The organism is Cupriavidus sp. BIC8F (assembly GCF_032465815.1).
GTDB lineage: Bacteria > Pseudomonadota > Gammaproteobacteria > Burkholderiales > Burkholderiaceae > Cupriavidus > Cupriavidus necator.
Map to the genome: position 1 here is coordinate 3,243,727 of NZ_CP136094.1, position 25,703 is coordinate 3,269,429.

General features: G+C 62.6%; 22 protein-coding genes and 3 pseudogenes. 19 read left to right on the plus strand and 6 right to left on the minus strand.

Annotation, left to right across the window (positions count from 1 at the left end):
• Window positions 1-7: 7 nt before the first annotated feature.
• Together RS901_RS15015 and RS901_RS15020 are read left to right on the plus strand one after the other, a co-directional pair.
• Complete coding sequence (locus RS901_RS15015; protein WP_316149595.1) at window positions 8-1,171, plus strand: porin; 1,164 nt, start codon at window positions 8-10, stop codon at window positions 1,169-1,171.
• A gap of 325 nt (window positions 1,172-1,496) precedes the next feature.
• Window positions 1,497-1,754 carry a hypothetical protein gene (locus tag RS901_RS15020; protein WP_316149596.1) on the plus strand — a complete coding sequence of 86 codons (258 nt, stop codon included), beginning with the start codon at window positions 1,497-1,499 and terminating at the stop codon, window positions 1,752-1,754.
• A 196-nt stretch (window positions 1,755-1,950) separates the two neighbouring features.
• Here RS901_RS15020 and RS901_RS15025 read toward each other — a convergent pair.
• Window positions 1,951-2,370: pseudogene (locus RS901_RS15025) on the minus strand (ISKra4-like element ISBte1 family transposase); the annotation flags it as partial.
• A gap of 106 nt (window positions 2,371-2,476) precedes the next feature.
• Between RS901_RS15025 and RS901_RS15030 the strand changes: the two are divergent.
• Complete coding sequence (locus RS901_RS15030) at window positions 2,477-2,941, plus strand: PliI family lysozyme inhibitor of I-type lysozyme (RefSeq protein ID WP_316149597.1); 465 nt, start codon at window positions 2,477-2,479, stop codon at window positions 2,939-2,941.
• Window positions 2,942-3,001: 60 nt separating this feature from the next.
• On the opposite strand, the pseudogene RS901_RS15035 reads toward RS901_RS15030, so the two are convergent.
• Together RS901_RS15035 and RS901_RS15040 are read right to left on the minus strand one after the other, a co-directional pair.
• Window positions 3,002-3,284: pseudogene (locus tag RS901_RS15035) on the minus strand (ISKra4 family transposase); the annotation flags it as partial.
• 464 nt (window positions 3,285-3,748) lie between these two features.
• A pseudogene (locus RS901_RS15040) lies at window positions 3,749-5,106 on the minus strand (IS1182 family transposase).
• Between the two features lie 232 nt (window positions 5,107-5,338).
• Here RS901_RS15040 and RS901_RS15045 point away from each other — a divergent pair.
• On the plus strand, window positions 5,339-6,589 hold the full coding sequence (locus RS901_RS15045; RefSeq protein ID WP_316149598.1) for an IS110 family transposase: 1,251 nt from the start codon (window positions 5,339-5,341) through the stop codon (window positions 6,587-6,589).
• A 448-nt stretch (window positions 6,590-7,037) separates the two neighbouring features.
• Here the strand turns inward: RS901_RS15045 and RS901_RS15050 are convergent, their stop codons facing one another.
• Window positions 7,038-7,817, minus strand: coding sequence for a FadR/GntR family transcriptional regulator (locus RS901_RS15050; RefSeq protein WP_316149600.1), 780 nt, complete (start codon window positions 7,815-7,817; stop codon window positions 7,038-7,040).
• 354 nt (window positions 7,818-8,171) lie between these two features.
• Between RS901_RS15050 and RS901_RS15055 the strand changes: the two genes are divergently transcribed.
• The 15 genes from RS901_RS15055 (at window position 8,172) to RS901_RS15125 (ending at window position 23,509) form a co-directional block, all read left to right on the plus strand.
• On the plus strand, window positions 8,172-9,392 hold the full coding sequence (locus RS901_RS15055) for an ABC transporter substrate-binding protein (RefSeq protein WP_316149601.1): 1,221 nt from the start codon (window positions 8,172-8,174) through the stop codon (window positions 9,390-9,392).
• 36 nt (window positions 9,393-9,428) lie between these two features.
• Window positions 9,429-10,196 (plus strand): SDR family NAD(P)-dependent oxidoreductase, encoded by a 768-nt coding sequence (locus RS901_RS15060; RefSeq protein ID WP_316149602.1) that lies wholly within the window; start codon window positions 9,429-9,431, stop codon window positions 10,194-10,196.
• Between the two features lie 15 nt (window positions 10,197-10,211).
• A complete protein-coding gene (locus tag RS901_RS15065; protein ID WP_316149603.1) occupies window positions 10,212-11,324 on the plus strand; it encodes a phosphotransferase family protein in 1,113 nt (370 codons plus the stop codon).
• Between the two features lie 47 nt (window positions 11,325-11,371).
• Window positions 11,372-12,547 (plus strand): acyl-CoA dehydrogenase family protein, encoded by a 1,176-nt coding sequence (locus RS901_RS15070; protein WP_316149604.1) that lies wholly within the window; start codon window positions 11,372-11,374, stop codon window positions 12,545-12,547.
• Between the two features lie 20 nt (window positions 12,548-12,567).
• The gene (locus RS901_RS15075) at window positions 12,568-13,341 is read left to right on the plus strand and encodes a glucose 1-dehydrogenase (protein ID WP_316149605.1); all 774 of its coding nucleotides are present in this window, start codon (window positions 12,568-12,570) and stop codon (window positions 13,339-13,341) included.
• A 30-nt stretch (window positions 13,342-13,371) separates the two neighbouring features.
• Window positions 13,372-14,550, plus strand: coding sequence for a CaiB/BaiF CoA-transferase family protein (locus RS901_RS15080; RefSeq protein ID WP_316149606.1), 1,179 nt, complete (start codon window positions 13,372-13,374; stop codon window positions 14,548-14,550).
• Window positions 14,551-14,603: 53 nt separating this feature from the next.
• Window positions 14,604-16,235 (plus strand): acyl-CoA synthetase, encoded by a 1,632-nt coding sequence (locus tag RS901_RS15085; protein ID WP_316149607.1) that lies wholly within the window; start codon window positions 14,604-14,606, stop codon window positions 16,233-16,235.
• 25 nt (window positions 16,236-16,260) lie between these two features.
• Window positions 16,261-17,445, plus strand: coding sequence for an acetyl-CoA C-acyltransferase (locus RS901_RS15090; RefSeq protein WP_316149608.1), 1,185 nt, complete (start codon window positions 16,261-16,263; stop codon window positions 17,443-17,445).
• 158 nt (window positions 17,446-17,603) lie between these two features.
• Window positions 17,604-18,374 (plus strand): ABC transporter ATP-binding protein, encoded by a 771-nt coding sequence (locus RS901_RS15095; protein WP_316149609.1) that lies wholly within the window; start codon window positions 17,604-17,606, stop codon window positions 18,372-18,374.
• Window positions 18,375-18,394: 20 nt separating this feature from the next.
• Window positions 18,395-19,132, plus strand: coding sequence for an ABC transporter ATP-binding protein (locus RS901_RS15100; RefSeq protein WP_316149610.1), 738 nt, complete (start codon window positions 18,395-18,397; stop codon window positions 19,130-19,132).
• A gap of 10 nt (window positions 19,133-19,142) precedes the next feature.
• Window positions 19,143-20,027, plus strand: a complete 885-nt coding sequence (locus RS901_RS15105; protein WP_316149611.1) for a branched-chain amino acid ABC transporter permease — start codon at window positions 19,143-19,145, stop codon at window positions 20,025-20,027.
• A complete protein-coding gene (locus tag RS901_RS15110) occupies window positions 20,027-21,130 on the plus strand; it encodes a branched-chain amino acid ABC transporter permease (RefSeq protein WP_410054119.1) in 1,104 nt (367 codons plus the stop codon). The genes RS901_RS15105 and RS901_RS15110 overlap by 1 nt, the downstream gene beginning before the upstream one ends.
• Window positions 21,131-21,170: 40 nt before the next feature.
• Window positions 21,171-22,175 (plus strand): TRAP transporter substrate-binding protein DctP, encoded by a 1,005-nt coding sequence (gene dctP / locus RS901_RS15115; RefSeq protein ID WP_316149612.1) that lies wholly within the window; start codon window positions 21,171-21,173, stop codon window positions 22,173-22,175.
• 8 nt (window positions 22,176-22,183) lie between these two features.
• A complete protein-coding gene (locus tag RS901_RS15120; protein WP_316149613.1) occupies window positions 22,184-22,486 on the plus strand; it encodes a zinc-binding dehydrogenase in 303 nt (100 codons plus the stop codon).
• Between the two features lie 120 nt (window positions 22,487-22,606).
• The gene (locus tag RS901_RS15125) at window positions 22,607-23,509 is read left to right on the plus strand and encodes an AraC family transcriptional regulator (protein ID WP_316149614.1); all 903 of its coding nucleotides are present in this window, start codon (window positions 22,607-22,609) and stop codon (window positions 23,507-23,509) included.
• A 153-nt stretch (window positions 23,510-23,662) separates the two neighbouring features.
• Here the strand turns inward: RS901_RS15125 and RS901_RS15130 are convergent, their stop codons facing one another.
• Both RS901_RS15130 and RS901_RS15135 read right to left on the minus strand, forming a co-directional pair.
• Complete coding sequence (locus RS901_RS15130; protein ID WP_410054176.1) at window positions 23,663-24,649, minus strand: AraC family transcriptional regulator; 987 nt, start codon at window positions 24,647-24,649, stop codon at window positions 23,663-23,665.
• A gap of 95 nt (window positions 24,650-24,744) precedes the next feature.
• A complete protein-coding gene (locus RS901_RS15135) occupies window positions 24,745-25,593 on the minus strand; it encodes an oxidoreductase (protein ID WP_316149615.1) in 849 nt (282 codons plus the stop codon).
• Window positions 25,594-25,703 lie beyond the last annotated feature (110 nt).

Sequence of the window (25,703 nt, forward strand, 5' to 3'; positions counted from 1 at the left end):
GAACAGCATGTCACTGAAAAGGACGGCCTTGGCGTCTCTGCTGGGATGGCCGCTGGCAACCATTGCGCAGTCAAGCGTCACGCTGTACGGCGTGATCGACGCCAACGTGGAATACGTCAACCACGCGGGCGTCGTGCCGACGGCCGCGAACGGATTCAACCCCGGACCGGGCAACGATGCCTACCGACTGACTTCCGGCGGACTTTCCGGCTCGCGCTGGGGCCTGCGCGGCAACGAGGATCTGGGTGGCGGAATTAAGGCTATCTTCGTGCTGGAAAGCGGCTTCGGCCTCGATTCCGGCCTGTCGCAGCAGAGCGGCCGTCTGTTCGGCCGCCAAGCGTTCGTGGGTGTCCAGAGCGACCGCTTCGGCCAGGTCAGCCTGGGCCGGCAGTACACCTCGATGTTCGAGGCCTTGGCTAACTTCTCTCCAACTGCCTATGCCACGCAGTATGAGCCGGTCGTCATGCAGTCCGGCCCCAACTACCGCGAGGACAACACCATCAAGTACACCGGGAAGTTCGGGGGGCTGACTGCCCTCGCGCACTGGTCCTTCGGCGCCGGGGTGGCCCTGCCCGCCTCGGTAGGGTTCCCCATCCCGATCGGCGGCAATGGCGAAGTCCCGGGGCAGTTCCGACGCGACACCGCATATGGCGGGGCACTGGCTTACACGTTCGGCCCGTTCGCCGCGACGGCCGGCTATGACCAGTGGAATCCCACCATCGGCACCGGCACCGGCACCATCAAGAAGGCCGTGGTAGGCGCCAGCTATGCGTTCGGCCCCGCCAAGATCATGGGAGGCTACCGCTGGGGCCAGAACAAGAACGCGGCCGATGTCCTGATCCAGCGCGATGACTTCTACTGGATCGGGGCCAACTACCAGGTCACGCCGGCGCTCGCGCTCACGCTCGAGTACAACTACGACGACATCAAGAACCTTTTCGGCAACACGAGCGTGGCCAACCCGTGGCAGATCTCCTTCGTGGCCGACTACTCGCTGTCCAAACGCACAGATATCTACCTGACCACGGCCTATGCCAAGAACGCCGGGTTGATGCTCGATTCGCTGGCGACCTTCTTTGCCAACAGCCTGTCGTTAGGTAACAGCTATGTCCTCGGCAACGGGCAGAGCAACATGTTTGGCGTCGCCTTAGGCGTCCGGCACAGGTTCTGAGTGCGCCGGGAGTCTGGCAAGGGGTCATCGCGGCTCTGCCGACTGCTACTGCCATTTTTGGCAGGGAAAGTACGATGACCCCCGTCATCGACGAGCCTCTCGCGCCGCCAGCGTCAACCACCAAGCGGTAGTGACAGACCGCCGGCTCAATCCGGAGTGCTCGTTGGCGACGACCATACTCCAATCAGCCGCCGCGGACATCCCATCCCGTGTCGAGCACATTCTGGAAGAGCTGCTCAGACATGGCGACTCCAAAATTTTCCCTTCATGGATAGCCGCCCGGCGCCTATGCTGTCTCGCAGCACAGGAGAAAGCGGAGGTCCAGATGACCACGCACAAAAAAGCGCCGCCCCCGGCACCGAACACCGCAGAGTTGTATCCCGCCACGGCCGTGTATGCGCGCGTGGATTCGGTGGATCTCACGGCGAGGCTCGCCTATGGCAACTGGTCGCCCGACCCGGGACTCGCCGCCAAACTCGAAACGCCGATGTCCGCGCTCAATCCGCTGGACTATCACTTCTTCGTCATGCCGCCTGAGGCGACCGTCCACGGTCAGAGCCTGGTGCGTGCCGTGCCGAAGTAATTGGGCGCTGAATATGCCGGATCACGATGTCGTCATTGGCATTGTTCTTGCCAACCTGTAGGGGCACACTCGTCATCGACGTGATCGGCACAAGGGACCAGGCTATGCCGCGCGTCGCGATGACCTGCTTCAGGTAGCGGACTTCCCACACTGGATGGGATCATTCTCCCTGAGGGCGAGGCAAATCGGGGGCAGACTACGTGGCAAGGCGGCGATCTTTTTCTGCGGCGATGGAGGGGTACCATCGTTCAACGTACGATCGGAGTTGGTCAATGAGCACGGCTGTCTGGATTTGTAGCAGGTTGTGCGCGACCCGGGGCCGCCAGGCCATCTGCTGCCGTTTGACGAATTGCTTGCTGACCACCTGGTTGACGGCCGACTCGACGAACCCTGATGCAATGGGCTCCCCATGCCGATAGCGGTCACCGTAGTTCACGATGCAGCTCCGACTGTTGTCCAGGTAGACGATGAACTCCTCGAGTTTGTCGACGAGCTTGGCCTCTTCGGCACTGGCCTCAGTATCCAGATCCCAGCCCAGGCTTTCCAGTCGGCGTAACGCTGGATAGGGGCAGCCATGCCATAAGTGCCACTTGGCGCCCCGCAGCGCCTTTATCAGAGTCCGCGCGCACGCACGGCGCGCCGGCCCGCACGCCTCTTGATTCTTCGTTCGGCTACGTGTGCAATGCCGAGCATGACCCTGAGCCATGCCGAAGGAGGATCCTGTGAAGAAGGGCGTTCTGATTTGTTGCGCTGCCGCCTCGATCGGGTTCGCGGGCCTGCCCGCGATGGCGAAGGACGGTGTCGCGATCACGCTGCCGGACCAGCGGGTGGCTGTGCTGTCCGAGGGCGATCTGGAAGCGGCCTCGATGGGCAGCTACAGCGTCGCCGTGTTCAAGGATGCGCAGCTCCTGCATTTCGACGCCGGCGCGGTCTTCTCGCGCAACGGCACCATCTTTAGGGATGACGGCAAGCTGCGCGTGAAGTTCGCGGACATCACCGGCGACGGCACCCAGGCGCTGGTTCTCTCCAAGCTCACCGCCGGCTCGGGAAAATACCTGGAAGTGGATGCGTTGCGAATCGACGCCGGCAGCGTGCGCCTGCTCACGCGCGTCCAGACCGATACCCACCACGATGAGATCGCCGAGCTGAAGGCGGCGTGCAGGCGGGGCGCGTGCTCGCCCAAGTAGCGCGCCGAGCAGCGGGGCGCGGTCTCCTCAGTGGCGAGACCGCGCCAAACGGGGGGCTAACTAAAGCGCAAGGCGGTGGTCTTCTTCTCCGGCGATGGACGGATACCAGCTTTCAACATAAGACCGGAGCTGGTTATTGGGTTATTGGGTTATTGAGCACGGCCGTCCGGATTTGCAGTAGGTTGTGCGCATGCCGAGGCCGCCAGGCCATCTGCTGTCGTTTGACGAACCGCTTGCTGACCACCTGGTTGACAGCTGACTCGACAAAACCTGATGCAATGGGCTCCCCATGCCGATAGCGGTCACCGTAGTTCACTATGAAGTGCCGGTTGTTGTCCAGGTAGGGGTAATCGTTCGAAACGTGCAAAATGTAACGGTGACTGCCCGGGAAGCCGCTTCCAGCAAGGCTTTCCGGTTTCGCTTCAATTGAGAAATCGCTTCTTCTGCAAGCTCTTGAATCACAAGCGTTTTTGAAGCCCAACCGTATCAATCTGCACGAGAAGGACGATGACCCCTAGTTCTCGATATAGGGAAGCTGTCTCGCATTCGGTGATACTGGTCACAGCCGGCAGGTAGCTGCCGGCGAAGGCGGGACATGCACCCGTGGGCTACGAATAAGTTTTCGTAACGTACTGACGTTTCTAGGAGTCCGTCGGACTTGAGCCCGGGCGAATCCGAATGATCGGTGCGACGAGATTTTTGGACGGCAATCGCGCTGATCGAACGCTCTTGATGGTTGACGAGGCACTGTGATGGCACATTGGAGCGCCTTAGGGGCTCGGCTTTGGGTAGTCGAGGCGCACTTTGCTATCCAACCGCTCGCAGAACGTGCATGCGCTTGATGTTCCAGGCCATGGTCACAAGACTCCATTCGCCTTGCGCCTTGTCCAGCCCGCGCATGCTCATCTGGCGCCAACCCATTACCCGTTTGATGATGCCGAACACCGGCTCCACCGTCTGCTTGCGCAAGCTGTAGAGGGCGCGCCCGGCTTGTGTGCCCAGTCGGTGCGCCATCTGCACAACCGGGTCCGTGGTCTGGGGCTGCGGCACATCGGGGGCAAAGCGCTCCAGCACAGGGGCATGATGCGGCTCCCGCCTTAGCGCCAGCAGCGGCTCGATCCCTGCATCGTGGCACGCGATCACGTTGGCCTGACTGAAGAAGCCGTTGTCCGTGATCAGCGTGCGCACCTCGCCCAGCACCGCAGGCAACGCCGCGATCTGCTCCAGCGTGGGCACGACTTCGCGCTTGTCGTTGCACGCCTGGCTCACGTGCTGGGTGACCACCATCATCGTCTCTGTGTCTACCCCGGCTTGCGCGTTGTAGCTTTGTTCGAAGCCACCCCCGAGACGGGCATGATGCGTGACTCTTCATCCGTGAGGTTCACCTGATCGCCATCCTTGGGCCCCGCCTCTGGTGGCTCGGGATCCTTGCCGCGCGGCTTCTTGCCAGCGTCCCGCTGAGACTTGCGCTTAGCCGTCTTGGCCTCGTACTCCTGCTGTTCGAGTTGATGACGCTCGGCGGCGCGCTGCTCGATCTTTGCCTTGGCCAGCGCCATCGCGCTCAAGCGGTCTTCGCGTCGAGCGATCTCCGCCGGCACGTCCATGCCATCCGGGATGGCTGCGCGGTCGCTGTTCTCGGCCAGCGCAAGCAGGGCCTGCACTTCCTGTCGTAACTGCGCCTCGATCTTTTGGGCATGACCCCACGACAGGGCGCGGTGCTTGCTCGCGTTCGCGTCGATCTTGGTGCCGTCCAGCGCAATGTGCCCGAGCTTGAGCAGTTTCATCTCGCGCGCCAGCACCAGCACCTGCACAAACAGCGCCTCCACCTCCTTCAGGAATCGACGCCGGAACGTCGCCAGCGTGTCGTGATCCGGGTGGGTGTTGGCTGCCACATAGCGGAAGGCCACCGAGTCGTAGGTCGCGCGTTCGAGCTTGCGGCTCGAGTGCACGCCATTGGCATAGCCGTAGATCAGCAAGCCCAGCAACACGGCGGGATGGTGCGCCGCCGAACCCCGGCCCGCGTATTGGCGTGTCAGTTCGCTCAGATCGAGCTGCTCGATGACTTCGACTACGAAGCGCGCCAAGTGATCATCGGGCAGCCATTCGTCCACTGAGGGCGGCAACAGGTACGCGGTATCTCGGTCTACGGGAACGAAGCGGCTCATCGGGTAGGTCTTTGGTTGTGCGCCAGCGATTATCTCGGACAACGTCATCTTGCGGAAGACTGCAAAGCCCGACAAACTCCTAGGGTCAGCTTCGAGTCCTCGGGTGCGCCTGCGTTCGAACGAATACTCAGGGTTCGCCGTCGCACCGGCTTGCTATATCGCCTTCGCTGAACGCAGGCATGCACGTCCCTTCACGTAATCTACCACTGCGGAGGTCCACATGTCACCGCTAATGGAGCAGCCATTCACGGCCTGGGTCGGTATCGACTGGGCCGACACAAAGCACGATATCTGCGTGCAAGCGGCGGGCGACACCCGACACGAGTCTGGCTGTATTGCGCATCAGGTCGAGGCGATCGATGAATGGGCAAACGCGTTGCACCGCCGCTTCGGCGGCCCGATTGCGGTGGCCCTTGAACTGGCGAAGGGGCCGATCGTCGCCGCGCTGCAGAAGTATGACTTCCTCGTGCTATTTCCCATCAACCCGGCGACCCTGGCCAAGTATCGCGAGGCGTTCCAGCCCAGTGGCGCTAAGGATGATCCAGCCGATGCAGAACTGGCGCTGGACCTGCTGGTGCGCCATCCGGAGCGTTTCAGTCCTCTCAGGCCGCAGAGTGCTGCGATGCGCTCGCTGACGAGCCTGGTTGAGCGGCGCCGGCAGCTGGTTGGCGACCAGACCCGGCTGACCAACCGGCTGTGCGACACGCTCAAGCAGTACTACCCGCAGGCGCTGGAATGGTTCGATGACCGGGGCACGGTGCTGTTCTGCGACTTTCTCGACCGCTGGCCGACGCTGCGGTCAGTCAGGCAGGCGCGCACGCCGACGTTGGAGACATTCTTCCATGCTCACCACTGCCGCAGCACAAGGCGGATCAGCGCGCGCCTGGCGTCCATCCGCGGCGCGACGGCGCTGACTGACGACCCGGCCATCATCGGCCCGTGCCGCTTGCACGTGCTGGCACTGGTCGCACAGCTGCGCGCTGTGCTGGCTGCGATCGTGCAGTTCGATCGGGAGATTGCGCGGGTAGCATGCACGCTGCCTGACTACGCGCTGTTCGAGACCCTGCCCGGTGCTGGCCCTCAGCTTGCCCCGCGCCTGCTTGCTGCTTTCGGTGAGCAGCGGGAGCGTTTCAGGAGTGCAGATGAATTGCAGAAGTACGCGGGTATTGCCCCGGTGACTGAGCGGAGCGGGAAGAAGAGCTGGGTTCACTGGCGCCTGCAGTGTCCGAAATTCCTGCGGCAGACCTTCGTTGAGTGGGCTGCCCAGACCATCCCTCGGTCATTCTGGGCGGGTACCTACTACCAGCAGCAGCGCGCGAAGGGCAGCTCACACCACGTCGCGGTGCGAGCACTTGCATTCAAGTGGATCCGCATCCTGTACCGATGCTGGCAGACGCGCACACCGTACAACGAGACGGTCTACCTGAAAGCCCTGGGCAAGCGCAGTTCGTCGCTTCTCGGCAAGCTCGGTCTGTCCGGATAAGAGGGAGCTCTTGCTGCTTTATCTAATTGGGGCAAGCCGCGCAGCGGCGCGTCAGGCCGAAGGCGAAGCTCGCGGGGAGCCGGTGGGCAACGATGGAACCGCCGTCAGGCGGCTGTCCACAGCTTTGCGCTGTGGGCAGCGTCGTTGTCCACGGGCGGACGCGGAAGAAACAAAAGAACTTGACAGACCAACTCAGGGCATGACCCTACTGCGAATCCCGGCCGGCCCTCATTAGGGGTCTGTGGCTCCGGCGCGGGGATTGCCAATGCCGTGTTCAATGCAACGGGCGTCCGCGTGCGGGAATTTCCCATCACCCTGGATAAGATCCTCGATGGATTGCCTCCGTCGATCTAGTGCCAAAGCCACGATGGCTTGGAAGTCACTTTTTACGCTCTGCGCCAGAGCCAGACGACATGCATTTTCGAAAGGCTGTCTGCTCTGGCTCGCCTCAGGCGTCCGCCGGGGCGGGGCTGGTCCGCTTGGGGGGACGTCGGCTCGCTGAAGCAGTAATGGGTGCGCCCACGTCCAGATTCGCTAGCTCATAGCCGCGCTTGAAATCGCAAACATGTTTGTGCATCCACGAATGGGCCGCATCCGCGTCGCCCTTGCGGATCGCGGCAAGGATTGCCCGATGCGCGTCGAGCAATCGCTGGCCTGCAGCGGGCACCAGGGTCATGACCGCCTCAAAGGACGGGTAGAACAGCCGGCTGAGTGGATCGCGGGCGAGCACAAGCGCCCGGTTCCCGCTCATCGTTGCAACGATGTTGTGGAACTCGACATCAAGTTCCACCAGGCTTCGTCCCTGATCCAGGGCGACTTGTGTCTCGCGAAGATTCTCTTCAAGCCGCTCAATCGACGCAAGATCCGCCTTCGCCGCGGCGAGCCGCGCTAGGGTCGGCTCAAGGGTTGACATCGCCTCCCACAATTCATGGAAGCTGATTTCATGAAGTACCAGGGCCCTTTCAAGCTGCTTGCCGACTTCTCCGTCGGATGGTCGGCTGATCACCATCTTCTTCGCGTGCTCGCGGCGCAGGAGATTCGCTTCCTCCAGGACCCGGATGCCTTCGCGGACTGTAGAGCGATTGACCCCGAACATTTCGCACAACCGGGCTTCGGTCGGCAACTGCTCGCCCTCGCGTAGCCGGCCGTCAAGTATCTGCGCGATCATGGCTTCGGCCAGCACGCGGTAGGCGGGGGTCTTCTTAATCTTCTCGAATTGGGCGTCCATATCCACTCTCGGATTTCGGCCTTTCGTGCGTTGCACAAGGCCATGTCGTATGCGCGTCCCTATCACGTCGCTCCAGCTGCGGTTCGGGCCATTGTCTGACTATCAGACTATCCAGCCGTTTCCGCGATGTCAAATGGGTTTCCGTCCACTCTTGTGGCGCCCGACCGGTTGGGAACGGCTGACAGCCGCTTGAACCTCCGAGCCCCCGATGGAAAACCCTAATTAAAAAACACTTTGCCCAAGGCTTCTTGTCCACTAATCTCTGTGTCAGACACACAGACATTCTGACACACATAATTCTGCCGGGACAATGCCGTAGGTGATTGCTGAGCGGAAACCACAGGAGACACCGAGATGAAAAATTACGTATTGGGCGCATCGCTGTGCTGCGCGATCGCGTTTCCGTCTGTTCCGGCATTCGCGCAGCAATCGCCGATCTCGGACGGGGAGGTCCGGATTGGTGTCCTTACCGATCTCTCGGGCATTTACTCGGACCTGTCAGGGTCGGGCTCCGTGCTTGCCGCCAAAATGGCAATCGAAGACTTCAAGGCAGCACATAAGCCGGCCTTTGCGATCCAGCTCGTTTCAGCGGATCACCAGAACAAGCCGGATGTGGCCTCGAACACGGCAAGGACCTGGTTCGATGAGCGCAAGGTAGACATGATTGCGGACGTCCCAGCGTCATCCACGGGGCTTGCTGTAGTGAAGCTGGCCCAGCAAAAGGGCCGCATGGTGATTATTTCCGGCGCCGCAAGCACCCGGATTACCAATGAAGACTGCACCCCGACGGCACTTCACTGGACATACGACACTTATTCACTTGCAACGGGAACGGCCAAGGCCGTCCTGCAACGGGGCGGCGATACGTGGTACTTCATCACAGCTGACTACGCAGGCGGACGCGCGCTCGAGAAGGACGCGTCCGATGTCATCGTCGCCAATGGCGGCAAGATAGTCGGCCATACCCTCCATCCGTTTCCGGGAACCGACTTTTCCTCGTATCTGCTTGCGGCGCAGGCTTCCAAGGCCAAGGTGATTGCACTGGCCAATGCCGGCAACGACACCACCAATGCCATCAAGCAAGCAGTCGAATTCGGCATTACGAAGAAGCAGGCACTTGCCGCGACCCTGATGTTCATTACCGACGTGCACAGCCTGGGGCTGGAAAAGGCCCAGGGCATGTACCTGACGGAAGGGTTCTACTGGGATCTCGATGACCAGACCCGCGCCTGGTCGAAGCGCTTTTATGCCACCCAGAAGCGCATGCCGACCATGGTGCAGGCCGGGGTCTATTCGGCAGTGCTGCACTACCTGAAATCCGTAGCCGGGGCGGCAACGGATGAACCGCAAGCCGTTCTCAAAACGATGCGCGCGACGCCGGTGTCGGACATGTTTGCTCGCAATGGCAAGTTGCGCTCCGACGGCCGCATGGTGCACGACATGTATCTGATGCAGGTGAAGAAGCCCTCGGAATCCAAATACCCATGGGATTACTACCACGTGCGTCAGGTCATTCCCGGGGATCAGGCGTTCCTGCCGCTCGAGAAGTCCAAGTGTCCAAGTCTCCAGAGATAGCCGGGGAAGGACAGTCAACATTTCACAGGAGCAATCGTGTCATTGGAGAACAAATCATTCGTGGTATTCGGCGCCGCATCTGGCCTCGGCCAGGCTACTGCAACCGCATTGATGGAGCGGGGCGCCAACGTCACGGTGTCGGATCGCACCGCCCACGGACTTGACACGCTCGAGAGCGGCTTCGGTCCGAAATGCACGCTCGCCATTGCCGACGTTCTTGATGAAGGGCAGGTCGGTAATGTCCTGGCAGCGGCAAGCAGCCGATTTGGAAGGATTGATGGCGTCATCACCACCGCTGGCATCCTCCACGGCGAAAAAATCCTGGGCAAGTCTGGCGCACATGCATTGAGTAGCTTTGAGCGCGTAGTCAGCGTCAATCTGACCGGCTCGTTCAATGTGCTCAGGCTGGCAGCTGACGCCATGTCGCACAACGAGCCCGGCCCGGATGGCGAGCGCGGCGTCATCGTACATACGGCCTCCATCGCAGCCTTCGACGGGCAGGTCGGCCAGGTCGCCTACGCGGCTTCGAAGGCAGCCGTCGCAGGCATGGTCTTGCCGGCGGCACGCGAGCTTGCACGCTGTGGCATTCGCGTTGTGGCAATCGCTCCGGGCCTCTTTGGTACCCCCATGGTGGCAGGCCTTTCCGGCGAGGTCAAAGTGGCGCTGGAAGAACTGGTGCCATTTCCCAGCCGTCTTGGGGACCCGGCGGAGTACGCCGCTCTGGCTTGCCACGTGATCGAGAACCGCATGCTGAACGGGACGACGATTCGGCTCGATGGCGCGTTGCGGATGCCGCCCCGGTAACACAGGAACAACCTCATGACGATCGCTCATCGCTCCATTCCCACAGGCGAGCGCGCCGAACCTCCAGTCCTCCCGTCGGCATCCTTCCGGGCTGCGGACGAAGCCGTGGCCTTGGACTGGCCACGCTTGCAAGGCTACCTGCGGTCGCAAGGGCACGAGCTGAACCTGCAGTCCGCGCCGCGGCAGTTTGCAGGCGGCCTGGGCAATCTCAACTATCTGGTTGAGATCGACGCACGGCACTATGTCTTGCGGCGACCGCCGCTGGGGCAGATTCCGCCAGGTGCCAATGACATGGCGCGGGAGCACCAGGTGCTGAGCAAGCTCTGGACACATTTTCCCTACGCCCCAAGCAGCTTGCTCTACTGTGCTGACCCCTCCGTTTTGGGCGCGCACTTCCTGATTATGGAGTACCGCCCTGGCCTGACTATCGGCAGTCAGTTACCGGCGGACATGGACGCACCGATAGTGGGACCGAAAATCGCGGCCACGCTGGTGCAATTGCTGGCCCAGCTGCATAGCATCGATGCTGCCGACGTCGGCCTGGAGCAGCTCGGCAAGCCTGACGGATTCCTTGAGCGAGCGATCGAAGGATGGGCGCGTCGGGCAAACCTTGCCACCGAAATGCGGCCGCAACCCGTTATCACCGAACTGGCCGGCTGGTTGCGAAAGAATCGGGTGCCGGATGGCGCGCCCACTCTGCTCCATTGCGATTTCAAACTCGACAACGTGATATTGGACCCGCGGACGCTGGAACCGCGGGCAGTGCTCGACTGGGACATGTCGACACGGGGTGATCCCCTTTTCGATCTCGCCACGCTGCTGAGCTATTGGACCGAGGAGGGGGATCCTCCGGCCCTGCACGCCTTGCGTCAGATGCCTACAGCAGAGCAGGGATTCCCGACCCGGCAGGAAGTCGTGCGCGCCTACGCCTCCGTGACGGGGCGCGACGTGTCTGACTTCCGGTTCCATCGGGTGCTCGCCCTGTTCAAGCTTGCTGTGGTCTTCCTCCAGTTGCATGCCCGCTATCGGGCGGGCGCGACACGAGATGAGCGTTTCGAAGAATTCGAGCAGCTTGGTCACGGCATCCTCGACTTCGCCCACGCCATCGCCCACGGACAGGGTTTCTGAAACTCTCGCAGCCGAATCCACGAACACTCATAGCGGAGACGCCAAACATGGACTTTGCACTTTCCCCCGAACTTCAGGTATTGCGAGAACGCACGGCGCAATTCATCCGCAGCGACATCATGCCAATGGAAGCGGACTCGCGCCAAGGGCCGCATGGCCCCACCGACGCGCTCAGGCTCGCGCTGAACGAGCTCGCTCGGTCCAAGGGCCTGCTCGCGCCGCACGTTTCGCCGAAATGGGGCGGACTCGGGCTTTCCCACCTTGGACGCGCCGTGGTCTTCGAGGAGGCTGGCTACTCGCTATTGGGCCCGCTAGCGCTCAACTGTGCAGCACCCGACGAAGGAAACATGCATCTGCTCGAGGCGGTCGCCAGCGAAACGCACAAGCACCGATGGCTTGAGCCGCTTGCCCGCGCAAAGATCCGCTCCTGCTTCTGCATGACCGAGCCCGAGCCGGGCGCGGGCTCCGATCCGGAGCTGATGCTCACCACGGCGGAGCGAGACGGCGATGACTACGTGATCAACGGCCGCAAATGGCTGATCACTGGCGCGGATGGCGCAGCCTTCGGCATTGTCATGGCCCGTGTGCCTGGCGACGGCGGCGGCGCCACGATGTTTCTGACCGATATGGATGCGCCGGGAATCCATGTCAGCCGGATCATCGACAGCATCGACTCGAGCTTCCCCGGCGGACACGCGGAGGTGGTGTTTGAGGGTTGCCGCGTGCCGGCCGACCAGATTCTTGGTGAGGTGGGCCAGGGGTTCCGCTATGCCCAGGTACGCCTGGCGCCCGCCCGTTTGACCCATTGCATGCGCTGGTTGGGTGCGGCCAGGCGCGCGCACGATATCGCGGTGCAATACGCAGGTCGGCGACGTGCCTTCGGCAAGCCGATCGGTGAGCATGAGGGCGTCGGCTTCATGCTGGCCGACAACGAGATCGATATGCATATGTGCCGTCTGGCAATCTGGCATACCGCCTGGCTGCTGGACCAGGGGCAGCACGCGCGGCATGAATCCAGCATGGCCAAGGTCTTCTGCTCGGAAGCGCTGTTCCGCGTCGCGGATCGCTGCGTGCAGGTCCTCGGCGGGATGGGCCTGACCGGCGACACCGTGGTCGAACGGGTATTCCGTGAGATTCGCGCGTTCCGCATCTACGACGGCCCGTCCGAAGTGCACCGCTGGGCAATCGCCCGGCGCTGCTTGCGCAACGAACGACAGGCATGACGCACGTGAGTACGGAGCCAATGATGAATCGATTCCCATTGTTCAGTCTGGAAGGCCAGGTAGCCGTAGTGACCGGCGGTGGCCGAGGCATTGGCCGAGCGATTGCCGAGGCGATGGCTGCCCATGGCGCCACGGTGGTGCTTTGCGGGCGCACGTCCCAAACGCTCGACAGCGCAGTAGACGCGATCCGGCAAGCCGATGGACGCGCGACGGCGTTGCAGATGGATGTGACCGAGGAAGCGGACGTGCTGCGGGTGCGCGACAGGGTGCTGGCGGAACTCGGCCGGATAGACATCCTGGTGAACAACGCCGGCATTGATCCGCACTATGCTGCGATGGAGAAGACTTCGACGGAGGCGTGGAACCAGATCATCGAAGTCAACCTGACCGGAGTGTTCAACTGCTGCCGGCTGCTGGGCGAGAGCATGATCGCGCAGCGCGCGGGCACCATTATCAACGTGAGCTCCATCGCCGGTCATATCGGCTTGAAGCGGCAGGTTCCTTATTGTGCGTCCAAAGGGGGAGTCGAGCAGTTGACGAAGTCCCTGGCCTATGACTGGGCCGACCATGGTATCCGCGTCAATGCCATCGCGTATGGCTTCGTCGGGACTGACCTGACAGCCGAGATGGCTTCACACCCCCATATCGGACCTCGACTGATCTCCCGCATTCCGCTCGGCCGCTTTGGCACCACCGATGAAGTGGCAGGGGCCGCTATCTTCCTCGCGTCCCCAGCGGCCTCCTATGTCACCGGCCACAGCTTGCTGGTGGATGGCGGGTGGACTGCGACCTGACCGAAGACACCATTGATCCGGAGAAAATTAATGCCAGCCGCACTGCAAGACCTCAAGGTCCTGGACCTGACCCGTCTCCTTCCCGGCGCCTTCTGCACGCAACTCCTAGCAGACTACGGCGCAGACGTCCTGAAGATTGAACAGCCGGGGGCGGGGGACTACAACCGGCAGTTCGCGCCGATCAACAAGGCGGAATCCGGTTCCTTCCTGCTGCTCAACCGCAACAAGCGCAGCCTGACACTGAATCTGAAGACCCCCGAAGGCAAGGCGATCTTTCTCCGGCTGGCGGAGGAGGCCGACGTCATCGTCGAAGGCTTCCGACCGGGCGTCATGAAGCGACTCGGCCTGGACTACGAGATCCTGGAACGCGCAAATCCGCGGCTGGTCTATTGCGCGATCTCGGGATACGGCCAGGACGGTCCTGCCGCCCAGGCGTCTGGCCATGATCTCAACTACATGGCGATGACTGGCGCGCTGCAACTCTTCGGGACGCCGGCGACTGGGCCGCTTGTGCCCGGCCTTTCCATTGCCGATGTTGGCGGCGGCTCCCTGATGGCAGCGTTCGGGATACTGGCGGCATTGCAGGCGCGCGCGACCAGTGGGCACGGGCAGTTTGTCGATATCTCGATGGTCGATGGCCTGGTGAGCTGGCTGTGCTATCACGCCGCGGACTATCTCTTCTCTGGCATGGAGCCGAGGGGCGGCGAGCGGCCGTTCATTGGGGGTGCCCCTTGCTACAACGTCTACCGGTGCAGGGACGGACGCCACATCAGCCTTGGCATTATCGAGGATCACTTCTGGCACCGTTTCTGTGACCTGATCGAGCGCCCGGACCTGAAAACCCGTCAATGGCCCGACGGTGATGACGCGCGGGAGCAGTACGCGCTGCTTTCGGAAAAATTTGCCGAGGCGACTTGCGATTCATGGGCGCGACGCCTGGCCGCTGCGGATATTCCGGCGGCGCCGGTTAACAGCATGGCCGAGGCCTTTGATGAGCCTCAGCTGCGGCACCGGCAGATGCTGCTTCACATCGACCATCCGGTCGAAGGTCGTATTCCACAGCTTGGGTTCCCCATCAAGTTTTCCGCCTCGCCGGGCGCGATGCGCTCTCCGCCACCGCAGTTGGGCGAGCACAACGCGGAGATCCTCGGCGCCTTGGGCTATGACGAGGCTGCCTTGGCGGGACTCAAGGCAAGAGAGGTGATCTAGGCTGAACGCCCACGCGGAGCCCGCCAAGAGAGCGCGCATCCTCCAGGAGACAAATGATGACAATATTGAAGCTGGAATCCGAAGCAACCCGCGGCGACTTCGCATGGAGTCTGCCCGATACGTTCAATTTCGGCCGGGATGTGGTCGACGCCTGGGCGCGCCGGGCGCCGGACAAGCTCGCTCTAATCTGGTGCGATGAGTCGGGCAACGAGCGCAGGTTCTCGTTCAGCGAGATCAGCGCGCTGTCCAACCAATTTGCGAACCTCTTGCGCGCCCAGGGCGTTCAGCGCGGCGATCGTATCCTGGTGATGCTGCCCCGTTTGCCGCACTGGCAGATTGCCATGGTGGGCTGCATCAAGCTAGGTGCGATACCCATTCCTTGCATCGACATGCTGACCGCGAAAGATGTCGCCTATCGCGTGAGCCATGCTGGCGCGACGGGTGTCGTCACACATGGCGAAAACGTCACCAAGTTCGCCAGTACCCAAGATTTCAAAGTCTGCGTAGCCGTCGGAGGCGCGCCAGGTTGGCTCGATTTCGACCACGCCGTCGCCGGCCAATCCGACTCCTTCGATTCGGTCGACAGCCAGCTTGACGATCCTGCGATCATTTACTACACGTCCGGGTCCACGGGTATGCCGAAGGGCGTGACTCACGCCGTGCGCGCGCTTTACTGCTGGCGGATTTCCGCGTGGTACTGGCAGGGACTGGGCAAGAACGACTTGATCTGGTGCACCGCGGATACCGGCTGGAGCAAGGCAGGTACCAGCATCCTCTTTGGTCCCTGGTCCGCCGGCAGCGCCGTATTGTTCTACAAGGGTGCTTTCGACCCCGCGACGCGGCTTGCGCTCCTGGCCCGCTATGGGGTGACCGTATTCTGCGGCGCGGCAACAGAATTCCGGCATATTGTGAACGAGTGCTTCGACTCGCACGACCTGAGTCGCCTCCGTCTTGCCTTGTCTGCCGGCGAGGCTGTCAATCCGGAGGTGGTCAGGCGCTGGCAGGCAGCTACCGCGATCCCGTTGATCGAAGCTTACGGGCAGACGGAAACGCTGATGACTATCGCCAATTCCATGTCCAACGCGTCAAAGCCCGGCTCAATGGGGCTCCCCTTGCCGGGCACGCACGTAGCAATTCTGGACGACACCGGGGCGCCTCTTCCTCCCGGTGAGCAGGGCCAATTGGCTCTGCGGCTGCCCAATCCACAGCTCATGCTTGGCTACTGGAACGATCCCGACAGGACCGCTTCGACTCGGGTCGTTCATGACGGCGTTGAGTACTTTCTCACTGGTGACCTGGCCTACGTCGATGAGGAGGGCTATTGCTTCTACGCTGGTCGGACCGACGACATTATCAGTTCCGCCGGCTACCGCATCGGCCCGATGGAGGTAGAGAACGCGCTTTCAGAGCACCCCTCGGTTGTGGAGTGCGCGGTGGTTGGAAGCCCCGATCCGCAGCGGGGGGAAATCGTGAAGGCCTTCATTGTGCTATTGGGGGGAGTTCCGCCCAGCGAGCAGCTTGTCAAGGAGCTGCAAGAGCACGTCAAGCGCACAACCGCGCCATACAAATATCCGCGCGCTGTCGAATTCGTCGACGCACTACCGAAGACAGTGAGCGGGAAGATTCTGCGGCGTGTCCTGCGAGATCGGGAATACGCATCGAATTCCCAACACCGACCAGCTTAGCCCACCATCAAGACGAGAACTTGCAATGAAGCACGATCCGATAGTCATCGCCGGCTTCGCCCGGACACCGATTGGCGCCTTTCAGGGCGATCTGAAGAACGTTTCCGCTACACGTCTCGGCGCCATCGCCATTCGGGGCGCAGTCGAACGTGCCGGCGTTGCACTCGATGCCGCGAGTGAAGTGCTGATGGGCAATTGCCTATCAGCAGGGCTGGGCCAGGCGCCGGCGCGGCAGGCGGCGCTTGGCGCAGGGCTATCCATTACAACGGGGAGTACAACCCTCAGCAAGATGTGTGGGTCAGGCATGAAGGCCGTCATGCTCGCACATGACCTGCTCCTGGCCGGCAGCGCCAAAGTGGCAGTGGCCGGAGGTATGGAGAGCATGACCAATGCTCCTTACCTGGTCGCCAAGGCCCGTGCAGGTCTTCGGCTCGGTCACGCCGAACTGAAAGACCATATGTTCTTCGACGGTCTGGAGGATGCCTATGAGCCCGGCCGTCTGATGGGCAGCTTTGCTGAAGACAGTGCGGCCGCCTATGGATTCGACAGAGCGCAGCAGGATGCATTCGCTGCCGAGTCGCTCTCCCGTGCACGGAGCGCGATCGCGACCGGTGCGTTCCGCAGCGAGTCCGTGCCGGTCGACCTCGGCGGCAGCGTCGCGCAGCCGGTTATCACGGATGACGAGATGCCTCAGAAGGCATCCCTGGACAAGCTTCGGACGCTGAAGCCAGCGTTTCGCAAGGACGGCACTATCACGGCCGCCAATGCAAGCTCGATTTCAGATGGTGCTGCGGCGTTGGTGCTGACTCGCCTGTCGACAGCCGAGCGGCTGGGGCTACCCGTCAGGGCGTCTATCGTGGCGCACGCGACGTACGCACACGCTCCAAATCAGTTTGCGACTGCGCCCGTCCCCGCGCTGCGCACCGTGATGGAAAAGACCGGCTGGCGCACGACGGAGGTTGACCTGTTCGAGATCAACGAGGCCTTTGCCGTTGTGACCATGATCGCAATGAAAGATCTGGGGCTGGCGCATGACGTGGTCAACATTCACGGAGGCGCCTGTGCTCTTGGTCATCCGATTGGCGCCACAGGTGCACGAATTATTGTCACGCTGCTGGGCGCACTGGAGCGCCACAATCTCAAACGTGGCATCGCCGGACTCTGCATCGGCGGGGGTGAGGCGACTGCACTGGCCGTCGAACGGCTCTGAACTGTTCGGCCGCTGATGAGCCGACCCCCGCAATATGGTCCATATCCCCAGTCCCGCTTTGGATCGGCGCACTCAACGGACTCGGCCGCGTCCGGAGTGCGAAGCGGGATTCTCAGCAGTACGTTCAATCCTGTTTCCCCTTTGCTAAGGAATCCGTCGTGACGGAATTCATTCTCGAGACCAGCGATCTGAAGAAGTCGTTCAAAGGCTTCGTTGCAGTCAGCGACGTTAACCTCCGGGTACGCCGCGGCTCGATCCACGCATTGATCGGGCCCAACGGCGCGGGCAAGACCACTTGCTTCAACCTGCTCACCAAGTTCCTGGAGCCGACCACCGGCACCATCCTTTTCAACGGCATCGACATCACCCGTGAAAAGCCCGCGCAGATCGCGCGGCGCGGCGTGATCCGTTCGTTCCAGATCTCGGCGGTATTTCCGCACCTGACGGTGATGGAGAACGTGCGCATCGGGCTGCAGCGGCAACTCGGCACGGCGTACCAGTTCTGGCGCAGCGAGCGCTCGCTGGACGTGCTCAATGACCGCGCCATGGAGCTGCTCGAGCAGGTCGGCCTGACCGAGTTCGCGCAGACGCTGACGGTGAACCTGCCGTACGGGCGCAAGCGCGCGCTGGAGATTGCCACCACGCTGGCGATGGAGCCGGAGCTGATGCTGCTCGACGAACCGACGCAGGGCATGGGCCACGAAGACGTGGACCGCGTCACGCAGCTGATCAAGATGGTTTCGGCGGGCCGCACCATCCTGATGGTGGAGCACAACATGAGCGTGGTCTCGTCGATCGCTGACAAGATCACCGTGCTGCAGCGTGGCGCGATCCTGGCCGAAGGGCCGTATGCGGAAGTCTCGAAGGATCCGCGTGTGATGGAGGCCTACATGGGCACCGTCGACGCGGAACTGCAGGGCGCGCACTGAGACGGCCGGGGGAACGACACATGACTTCATTGAACACACCCGCCAACACACCCGCGCTTGAGATCAGGGACCTGCACGCCTGGTACGGCGAATCGCACATCCTGCACGGCGTGGACCTGACCGTGAACCGCGGCGAAGTGGTCACGCTGCTGGGCCGCAACGGCGCTGGCCGCACCACCACGCTGCGCGCGATCATGGGACTGACCGGCGCGCGCAAGGGCTCGATCAAGGTCAATGGCCACGAGACCATCAGCCTGCCCACGCACAAGATCGCGCACTACGGCATTGGCTATTGCCCCGAAGAGCGGGCGATCTTCTCCAGCCTCTCATGCGAAGAAAACCTGATGCTGCCACCGGTGCTCAAGGGCGCCGACACCAGCAAGGGCATGAGCGAGGCGGATATCTACGAGATGTTCCCGAACCTGAAGGAGCGCCGCCAGAGCCAGGGCACGCGTCTGTCCGGCGGCGAGCAGCAGATGCTGGCGGTCGGGCGCATCCTGCGCACCGGCGCCAACCTGCTGCTGCTCGATGAAATCTCGGAAGGGTTGGCACCGGTGATCGTGCAGGCGCTCGCGCGCATGATCCTGATGCTCAAGCAGAAGGGGTACACGGTGGTGATGGTGGAGCAGAACTTCCGCTTTGCCGCGCCGCTGGCCGACCGTTTCTACGTGATGGAGCACGGCAGCATCGTCGAACGCTTTGCGGCCAATGAGCTGCAGGCCAAGATGCCGGTGTTGCATGAACTGTTAGGCGTATAAGGATCGCCCCATGAACCTACTCGCAATTCCGCTACCCGCCCTGATGTCGCAGTTATTGCTGGGGCTCGTCAATGGTGCCTTCTACGCCATGCTGAGCCTGGGCCTCGCGGTCATCTTCGGCCTGCTCAACGTCATCAACTTTGCGCACGGCGCGCTCTTCATGCTCGGTGCGGTGCTGGCCTGGATGGGCATGGAATACGCCGGGCTGAACTACTGGATCATGCTGCTGCTGTCGCCGCTGGTCGTGGCCGCGCTGGGCGTGGTGATCGAGAAGACCATGCTGCGCTGGATCTACAAGCTCGACCATATCTACGGCCTGCTGCTGACGCTGGGCATCACGCTGGTGATCGAGGGCATCTTCCGCTCGACCTACGGCGTGTCGGGGCTGCCGTACTCGACGCCGGACGCGCTGCAGGGCGCGACCGACCTGGGCTTCATGATCCTGCCGAACTACCGCGCGTGGGTCGTGGTGGCGTCGCTGGTGGTGTGCTTTGCCACCTGGTACGTGATCGAGAAGACCAAGCTGGGCGCCTACCTACGCGCCGGCACCGAGAACCCCAAGATGGTCGAGGCCTTCGGCGTCAACGTGCCGCTGATGGTGACGCTGACCTACGGCTTCGGCGTGGCGCTGGCTGCGTTTGCCGGGGTGCTGGCCGCGCCGGTGATCCAGATCTCGCCGCTGATGGGGCAGAACCTGATCATCATCGTGTTCGCGGTGGTGGTGATCGGCGGCATGGGTTCGATCATGGGCTCGATCCTGACCGGCCTGGGGCTGGGCGTGATCGAGGGCCTGACCAAGGTGTTCTATCCTGAAGCATCGTCGACCGTGGTGTTCTTCATCATGGTGATCGTGCTGCTGCTGCGCCCGGCCGGGCTGTTCGGGAAGGAGAAGTAATGAGCGCACCATCCACACCATCGACGCAAACCACGGTTGCGGGCAACGCGGGGCAGACAGGAAAGGGACAAGGCGTGCAGAAGAAACTGTTGTACGGATTGTTGTTGCTGGCCCTGCTGGCCGCGCCGATGGCGGGCGCCTATCCGGTGTTCGTACTCAAGGTGCTGTGCTTCGCGCTGTTTGCGTGCGCCTTCAACCTGCTGATCGGCTATACCGGGCTGCTGTCGTTCGGCCACGCTGCCTTCTTCGGCGGCGCCGGCTATGCGGCAGGCCATGCGATGAAGGTCTGGGGCGTGATGCCGGAACTCGGCCTGATCCTGGGTACGGCCACCGGCGCACTGATCGGCTACGTGGTGGGCTCGCTGGCCATCCGCCGGCAGGGTATCTACTTCTCGATGATCACGCTGGCGCTGGCGCAGATGCTGTTCTTTATCTGCCTGCAGGCGCCGTTCACCGGCGGCGAGGACGGCCTGCAGGGCATCCCGCGCGGCAAGCTGTTCGGGGTGCTGCCGCTGTCGGACGACCTGACGCTGTACTACGTGGCGCTGGCGATCATCGTCGCCGCCTTTGCGCTGATCGTGCGCACGGTGCATTCGCCGTTCGGCCAGATCCTGAAGGCGATCAAGGAGAACGAGCCGCGCGCGATCTCGCTGGGCTATGACGTCGACCGCTTCAAGCTGACCGCCTTCGTGCTGTCGGCGGCGCTGTCTGGGCTGGCCGGCTCGATCAAGGCGCTGGTGCTGGGCTTCGAGACGCTGACCGACGTGCACTGGTCGATGTCGGGCTCGGTCATCCTGATGACGCTGGTTGGCGGCCTGGGCACCTTGTCGGGCCCGATTGTCGGTGCCTTCGTGGTGGTCGCGCTGGAGAACAAGCTGGGCGATATCGGCAGCTTCCTGGCGTCGGCCACCGGCATCGGCTGGTTCAACACGCTGGGCGAGTCGGTGACCATGGTGACCGGCGTGATCTTCGTGATCTGCGTGCTGACCTTCCGCCGTGGGCTGGTCGGGCAAGCCCGCTCGATCGGCAGCGCCATGTTCGCAGGGGCAACTCGTGAGCGGCGGGAGAAGAGGGATATGAACATATCGCCGCCACGACACTAGAAGGCACGGCTATTACAAAGACGGAAATAAAGGAGATGAAATGAAGCCAGGCTATTTGAAACTCAGACGTATCGCGCTGTACTTAACCATGTCGATCGGACTCACTTGCACCGATGGCAGTGCAGCAGAGGTGGTCGGGCATGTGACGATGGTTCAGGACATGCCATCAGGACATCCTCGGGAGCCTTATGTAACGGCAACTGCGCGGGCGATCTCTGGCGCAACCGGGGGTGAAATGCAGGTTGATGTCAATCCGGGCGGAAAGATTCTGGCTGGAAAGGCCTCTCTCGATGCAGTGCGGTCTGGTCAGGTCAATATCGCATGGGTAAACGCCTCTCATCTCGAGGCCATCGATCCGCGCGCAGGCTTTATCAATCTTCCGTTTGGCATCGACGACAAGAGTATGGCCAAGACGGAGACGCGCCGGGCAGTCGTTGATTTGTTACAGAGCTACATGAGTGGCCAACGACTGATTGTGCTTGGTTTAATGCGCGGAGCTGATCAGCTCTTTGTTCTGCCGAACAAGGATGTAAGAGCAGTTGCCGACGTTGTCGGGCTGCGAGTGAGAGTCGCCGGACCCGGCATATACGAGGAAGTCATGCGCAGTCTGGATGCTGATCCCGTCGTCATACCAATCCCGGAAATCGGCCGCGCGCTGGAAGCTGGGAAACTCGATGCAGTGTTTACCTCCCCGGGCGGATGGGCGTCAGCGGTGGGTAAGAGGGCGAGCCATGCCGCCCTCGTGCCAGGGTTGATGTTCATCACGTACGCAGTGGTGGCCAATGCTGACTGGTTCGCGGGGCTCTCGCCAGCACAGCAGCGAAGGATACGCGATGCCGTCCAACTCGAGGTGACAGACAGATGGGCGGACATGCTTGTGGATGATGAGAAGGTGATGAAATCACACGCAAAGGCCGGCGCGAACATCTGGATCGCATCCCCCGCCGAGAGTCTGGAATGGCGGAGCCGGCTCGTTCCGGTGTCGAACAGGTTCTGGGAGCGATTCCCGGAGACGCAAGCCGCATTCCGCCAATTGCCAAAGTAAGTACTTTCATGCTGGATTTGGTGGGCGGTGACACGCAGGCGCGTTCATGGCCCGTGCTCAGGCCCGGCGGGATGCTGGTGTCCACCGACGCCAGGCCGGATCGCGAGCGCGCCCGCGCGGCCGGTGCGCAAGGGCGGCACTTTGCCACGCGCGCCGACGCGGAGCAGTTCACTGCATTCGCGCAGAGCTACGCATCCGGTGAATTGCGCACGCAAAACGCGGCGGTCTACCCGCGCGCCAATGCCGCCAGGGCCTTGGCCAGGAGCATGGGCGGGCACGTGCGCGGCAAGCTTCTCATCGAGGCGGCATAGGCGTCGCGGCATTGTTCGCACAGACGGCAATTTGCGGTAGCATCGGTTAGGCCGCAACTTGCCGGATTTCTGTCACCGATGAGCTATCTTCCTGCACCTAGCCACACCAGGGAAGCGCGCATGGCCGACCTGATTGGCGTGCTGGCGCCAGACGAGGGCTATACCCTGTCCGCACTGGACGACGTCAAGTTCCTGCGCGCCAACGGCCCGCTGCCGCGCACGCCAGTGCTGTACGAGCCCTGCATTATCGTTGTCTGCAAGGGCCGCAAGCGCGGCTTCTTCGCCGACCGCGAGTACGTGTATGACGCGCAGCACTACCTGGTGCTGTCCCTGCCGCTGGCGTTCGAGTCGCAGACAGAGGCGTCGCCTGAGGAGCCGATGCTCGCAATATCCATTCGGGTTGACCTTGCGGTACTGGCAGACCTTGCCATGCAGGTCAGAGCTCCGTCAAGCGATGCCGATGCGATGGGCATCAACTCCACGCCGATGGACGACAGGCTTGGGGACGCGGTAGTGCGGCTGCTGGAAGCGCTGGTGTCGCCGGAGGAAACCACGGTGCTAGCACCCTCGGTCATCCGCGAGATTTACTATCGCGTGCTGAGCGGGGCGCACAGCGCCGCGCTGCGCGCCCCGCTGGCCCACCAGAGCAGCTTCGGGCGGATTGGCAAAGCGCTTCGGCTGATCCATGCTCGCTACCATGAGCCGCTGTCAGTCGAGACCCTGGCCGACGCCGCCGCAATGAGTGTGGCCGCATTCCATGCCGGCTTCAAATCGGTGACCGGCACTTCGCCGCTGCAGTACATCAAGGCAACGCGGCTGCATAAGGCGCGCATGCTGATGATCCAGGGCGGGCAGAATGCCGCGCTCGCCGCCAGCAATGTCGGCTATGAGAGCGCCTCGCAGTTCAGCCGCGAGTTCAAGCGCTTCTTTGGCCGTAGCCCGGTGGAAGAGGCGCGCTTTATGAAGGAGGCGATGGCGCTGCGGGCGAGGGTTGAGATCCCATCGGCGCAGGCGCGGAACTAAGCGCCTGACTGCACGTTTGGACAGCCCTACATCGTCAGCCAATGAGCGACTTCCCCCGCCAGCCAGCCGGCGCCAAGGCACATTCCGACCCATCCACCCACGATCGCGATTGCCGTCTTGCAGTCCATGGTGTGCTCCTCGGTTACGAAGCTATCAATCCACGATCACATAGTGGCTGCTCGATGAACGCGCGCCGCGCTCATCCACTGGCACCACCGACAACAGCTGGCTCATCTGTGCCGCCTCCAGGCTAGGGCTGCGCCCGAACAGCCGTTTGAACTCGCGGCTGAACTGCGAGGCGCTTTCATAGCCCACGCGCGCCGCTGCGACCGACGCGTTCAGCCCGTCCTGCACCATCAGCAGCCGCGCCTTGTGCAGCCGCGTCTTCTTCAGGTATTGGATCGGCGAGGTATGGGTCACCGCTTTGAAGGCCGCGTGGAATGCTGCCAGGCTCATGCTGGCCTCATCGGCCAGCGCGCTCACGCTCAGATCCTGGTCGTATTCGCCATGGATGCGGCTCAAGGCGCGGTTGATTCTGGCGAAGTGGCCGTGATGCGAGAGCGCCGCGCGGATGCTGTCGCCGTTCTCGCCCGTCAGCACGCGGAAATAAATCTCGCGAAGGATCCCGGCACCGAGCACGCGGGCCTCGTTGCGATACCCCAGGCACTTCATCAGGCGTAGCACGGCATCGGCCAGTCGGTCGTCAAGCGGTGACGAGCAGATCCCGGCGGCGCGCGAGGCCGGCCGGGCCAGGTCGCCGATGGACAGTGCCAGTTCGGCTGCGGTATTCAGATCGATCCGTATCGAGATGGCCAGCAGCGGATGCTGTGCGCTCGCGAGGGTCTCTGCCTCGAACGGCAGCGGTGCGGCCAGCACCAGGTAATGACAGGCGTTGTACAGGTATACCGCCTCGTCGAGATAGCCACGCTTGGTGCCTTGGCAGACCACCACGATGCTCGGCTCGTACAGGACGGGCTGGCGCGGCAGCGCGCGGTCGGCGCGTATCAGCCGCACACCGTCGATGACCGTCTGGGTGTAGCCCTCGTTCGGGGCCAATTCCAGCATCAGTTCCGTCATGCGGGCCTGCCAGCCCGCGGCGGCGAGGGCCGTATCGGCATGCGGCGGGTGAGCCAAGCGCATGCCAGCTGGGGCGTTGCTCATTGTCTTTTTTTCCTGGGATATTGACTGGCCAGCCCGCCTAAGCAGCGCGGGCACAAGCTGCATCAGGCCGTCGATCAGGCGGCGGCCACGTCGTCGTGGTCGGTCGATAGCGACAGCACTCTCCATTCGGCCAGTTCGGCACGCACGGTGTCGAGCTTGCCGTTCAGGTATTGCTGTGCGTCGCTGCCGGCGGCGTAGCGCAGCGGCGGCTTTGGGGCCCCCGCAAGCTGCACCAGGGCGCGTCCCAGTTTGACGGGATCGCCGGGCTGCTGGTGGCTGTAGTTGTCGTAGCCGCCGCGCATTGAGGCGGAGGCCTGAGCGTAGTCGTCGATCTCCAGAGCGCCGTAGCGCACCGAGCTGCCATCAAGGAAATCCGTGCGGAAGAAACCCGGCTCGACGATGGTGACGTGGATGCCAAAGCGAGCGACTTCCAGCGCCAGCGACTCCGAGAAACCTTCCACCGCGAACTTGGCCGCGCAATAGACGGAGGCACCTTCGAAGCCGATCATGCCGCCGATCGACGACAAGTTGAGGATGCGGCCGCTGCGCTGGCGTCGCATTACCGGTAGCACCGCGCGCGTCACATGGAAGGTGCCGTGGACATTGGTATCGAACTGCCCTGTGATGTCCTGTGGCGTGTTCTGCTCGAACATCCCCAACTGGCCATAGCCCGCGTTATTTACCAGCACGTCGATGCGGCCGAAATGCGCCACCGCCTGCGCCACCGCGTCCAGGGCCTGCGGCGCGCTGGAGACGTCCAGCGCCAGCGCGAGCACGCGCTCGCCATACGGCGCGAAGGCCTCGGCCACTTTAGCGCGGTCGCGCCCGGTGGCCACGACCTTGTCGCCGGCGGCCAGTGCCGCGCGGGCGATCTCGGCGCCAATGCCGCGCGCTGCGCCGGTGATGAACCAGATCTTGCTCATGTCAACTCCTTGGGTGTTGTCGTCTGCCCGCTACCGATGGCGTTGCCGGGATGGCCGTGCAGCCGGCGGCGGGGATGACGTCATGGTAGGAACGCGGGCCTGCGTGGCGG

Bases quoted from the DNA above. Each gene is read 5' to 3' on its own strand.
- RS901_RS15020 (WP_316149596.1), top strand. From the start codon at position 1,497: ATGACCACGCACAAAAAAGCGCCGCCCCCGGCACCGAACACCGCAGAG.
- RS901_RS15075 (WP_316149605.1), top strand. From the start codon at position 12,568: ATGATGAATCGATTCCCATTGTTCAGTCTGGAAGGCCAGGTAGCCGTA.
- RS901_RS15070 (WP_316149604.1), top strand. From the start codon at position 11,372: ATGGACTTTGCACTTTCCCCCGAACTTCAGGTATTGCGAGAACGCACG.
- RS901_RS15110 (WP_410054119.1), top strand. From the start codon at position 20,027: ATGAGCGCACCATCCACACCATCGACGCAAACCACGGTTGCGGGCAAC.
- RS901_RS15015 (WP_316149595.1), top strand. From the start codon at position 8: ATGTCACTGAAAAGGACGGCCTTGGCGTCTCTGCTGGGATGGCCGCTG.
- dctP (WP_316149612.1), top strand. From the start codon at position 21,171: ATGAAGCCAGGCTATTTGAAACTCAGACGTATCGCGCTGTACTTAACC.
- RS901_RS15080 (WP_316149606.1), top strand. From the start codon at position 13,372: ATGCCAGCCGCACTGCAAGACCTCAAGGTCCTGGACCTGACCCGTCTC.
- RS901_RS15105 (WP_316149611.1), top strand. From the start codon at position 19,143: ATGAACCTACTCGCAATTCCGCTACCCGCCCTGATGTCGCAGTTATTG.
- RS901_RS15045 (WP_316149598.1), top strand. From the start codon at position 5,339: ATGGAGCAGCCATTCACGGCCTGGGTCGGTATCGACTGGGCCGACACA.
- RS901_RS15100 (WP_316149610.1), top strand. From the start codon at position 18,395: ATGACTTCATTGAACACACCCGCCAACACACCCGCGCTTGAGATCAGG.
- RS901_RS15055 (WP_316149601.1), top strand. From the start codon at position 8,172: ATGAAAAATTACGTATTGGGCGCATCGCTGTGCTGCGCGATCGCGTTT.
- RS901_RS15065 (WP_316149603.1), top strand. From the start codon at position 10,212: ATGACGATCGCTCATCGCTCCATTCCCACAGGCGAGCGCGCCGAACCT.
- RS901_RS15135 (WP_316149615.1), bottom strand. From the start codon at position 25,593: ATGAGCAAGATCTGGTTCATCACCGGCGCAGCGCGCGGCATTGGCGCC.
- RS901_RS15085 (WP_316149607.1), top strand. From the start codon at position 14,604: ATGATGACAATATTGAAGCTGGAATCCGAAGCAACCCGCGGCGACTTC.
- RS901_RS15120 (WP_316149613.1), top strand. From the start codon at position 22,184: ATGCTGGATTTGGTGGGCGGTGACACGCAGGCGCGTTCATGGCCCGTG.
- RS901_RS15125 (WP_316149614.1), top strand. From the start codon at position 22,607: ATGGCCGACCTGATTGGCGTGCTGGCGCCAGACGAGGGCTATACCCTG.
- RS901_RS15050 (WP_316149600.1), bottom strand. From the start codon at position 7,817: ATGGACGCCCAATTCGAGAAGATTAAGAAGACCCCCGCCTACCGCGTG.
- RS901_RS15090 (WP_316149608.1), top strand. From the start codon at position 16,261: ATGAAGCACGATCCGATAGTCATCGCCGGCTTCGCCCGGACACCGATT.
- RS901_RS15130 (WP_410054176.1), bottom strand. From the start codon at position 24,649: ATGCGCTTGGCTCACCCGCCGCATGCCGATACGGCCCTCGCCGCCGCG.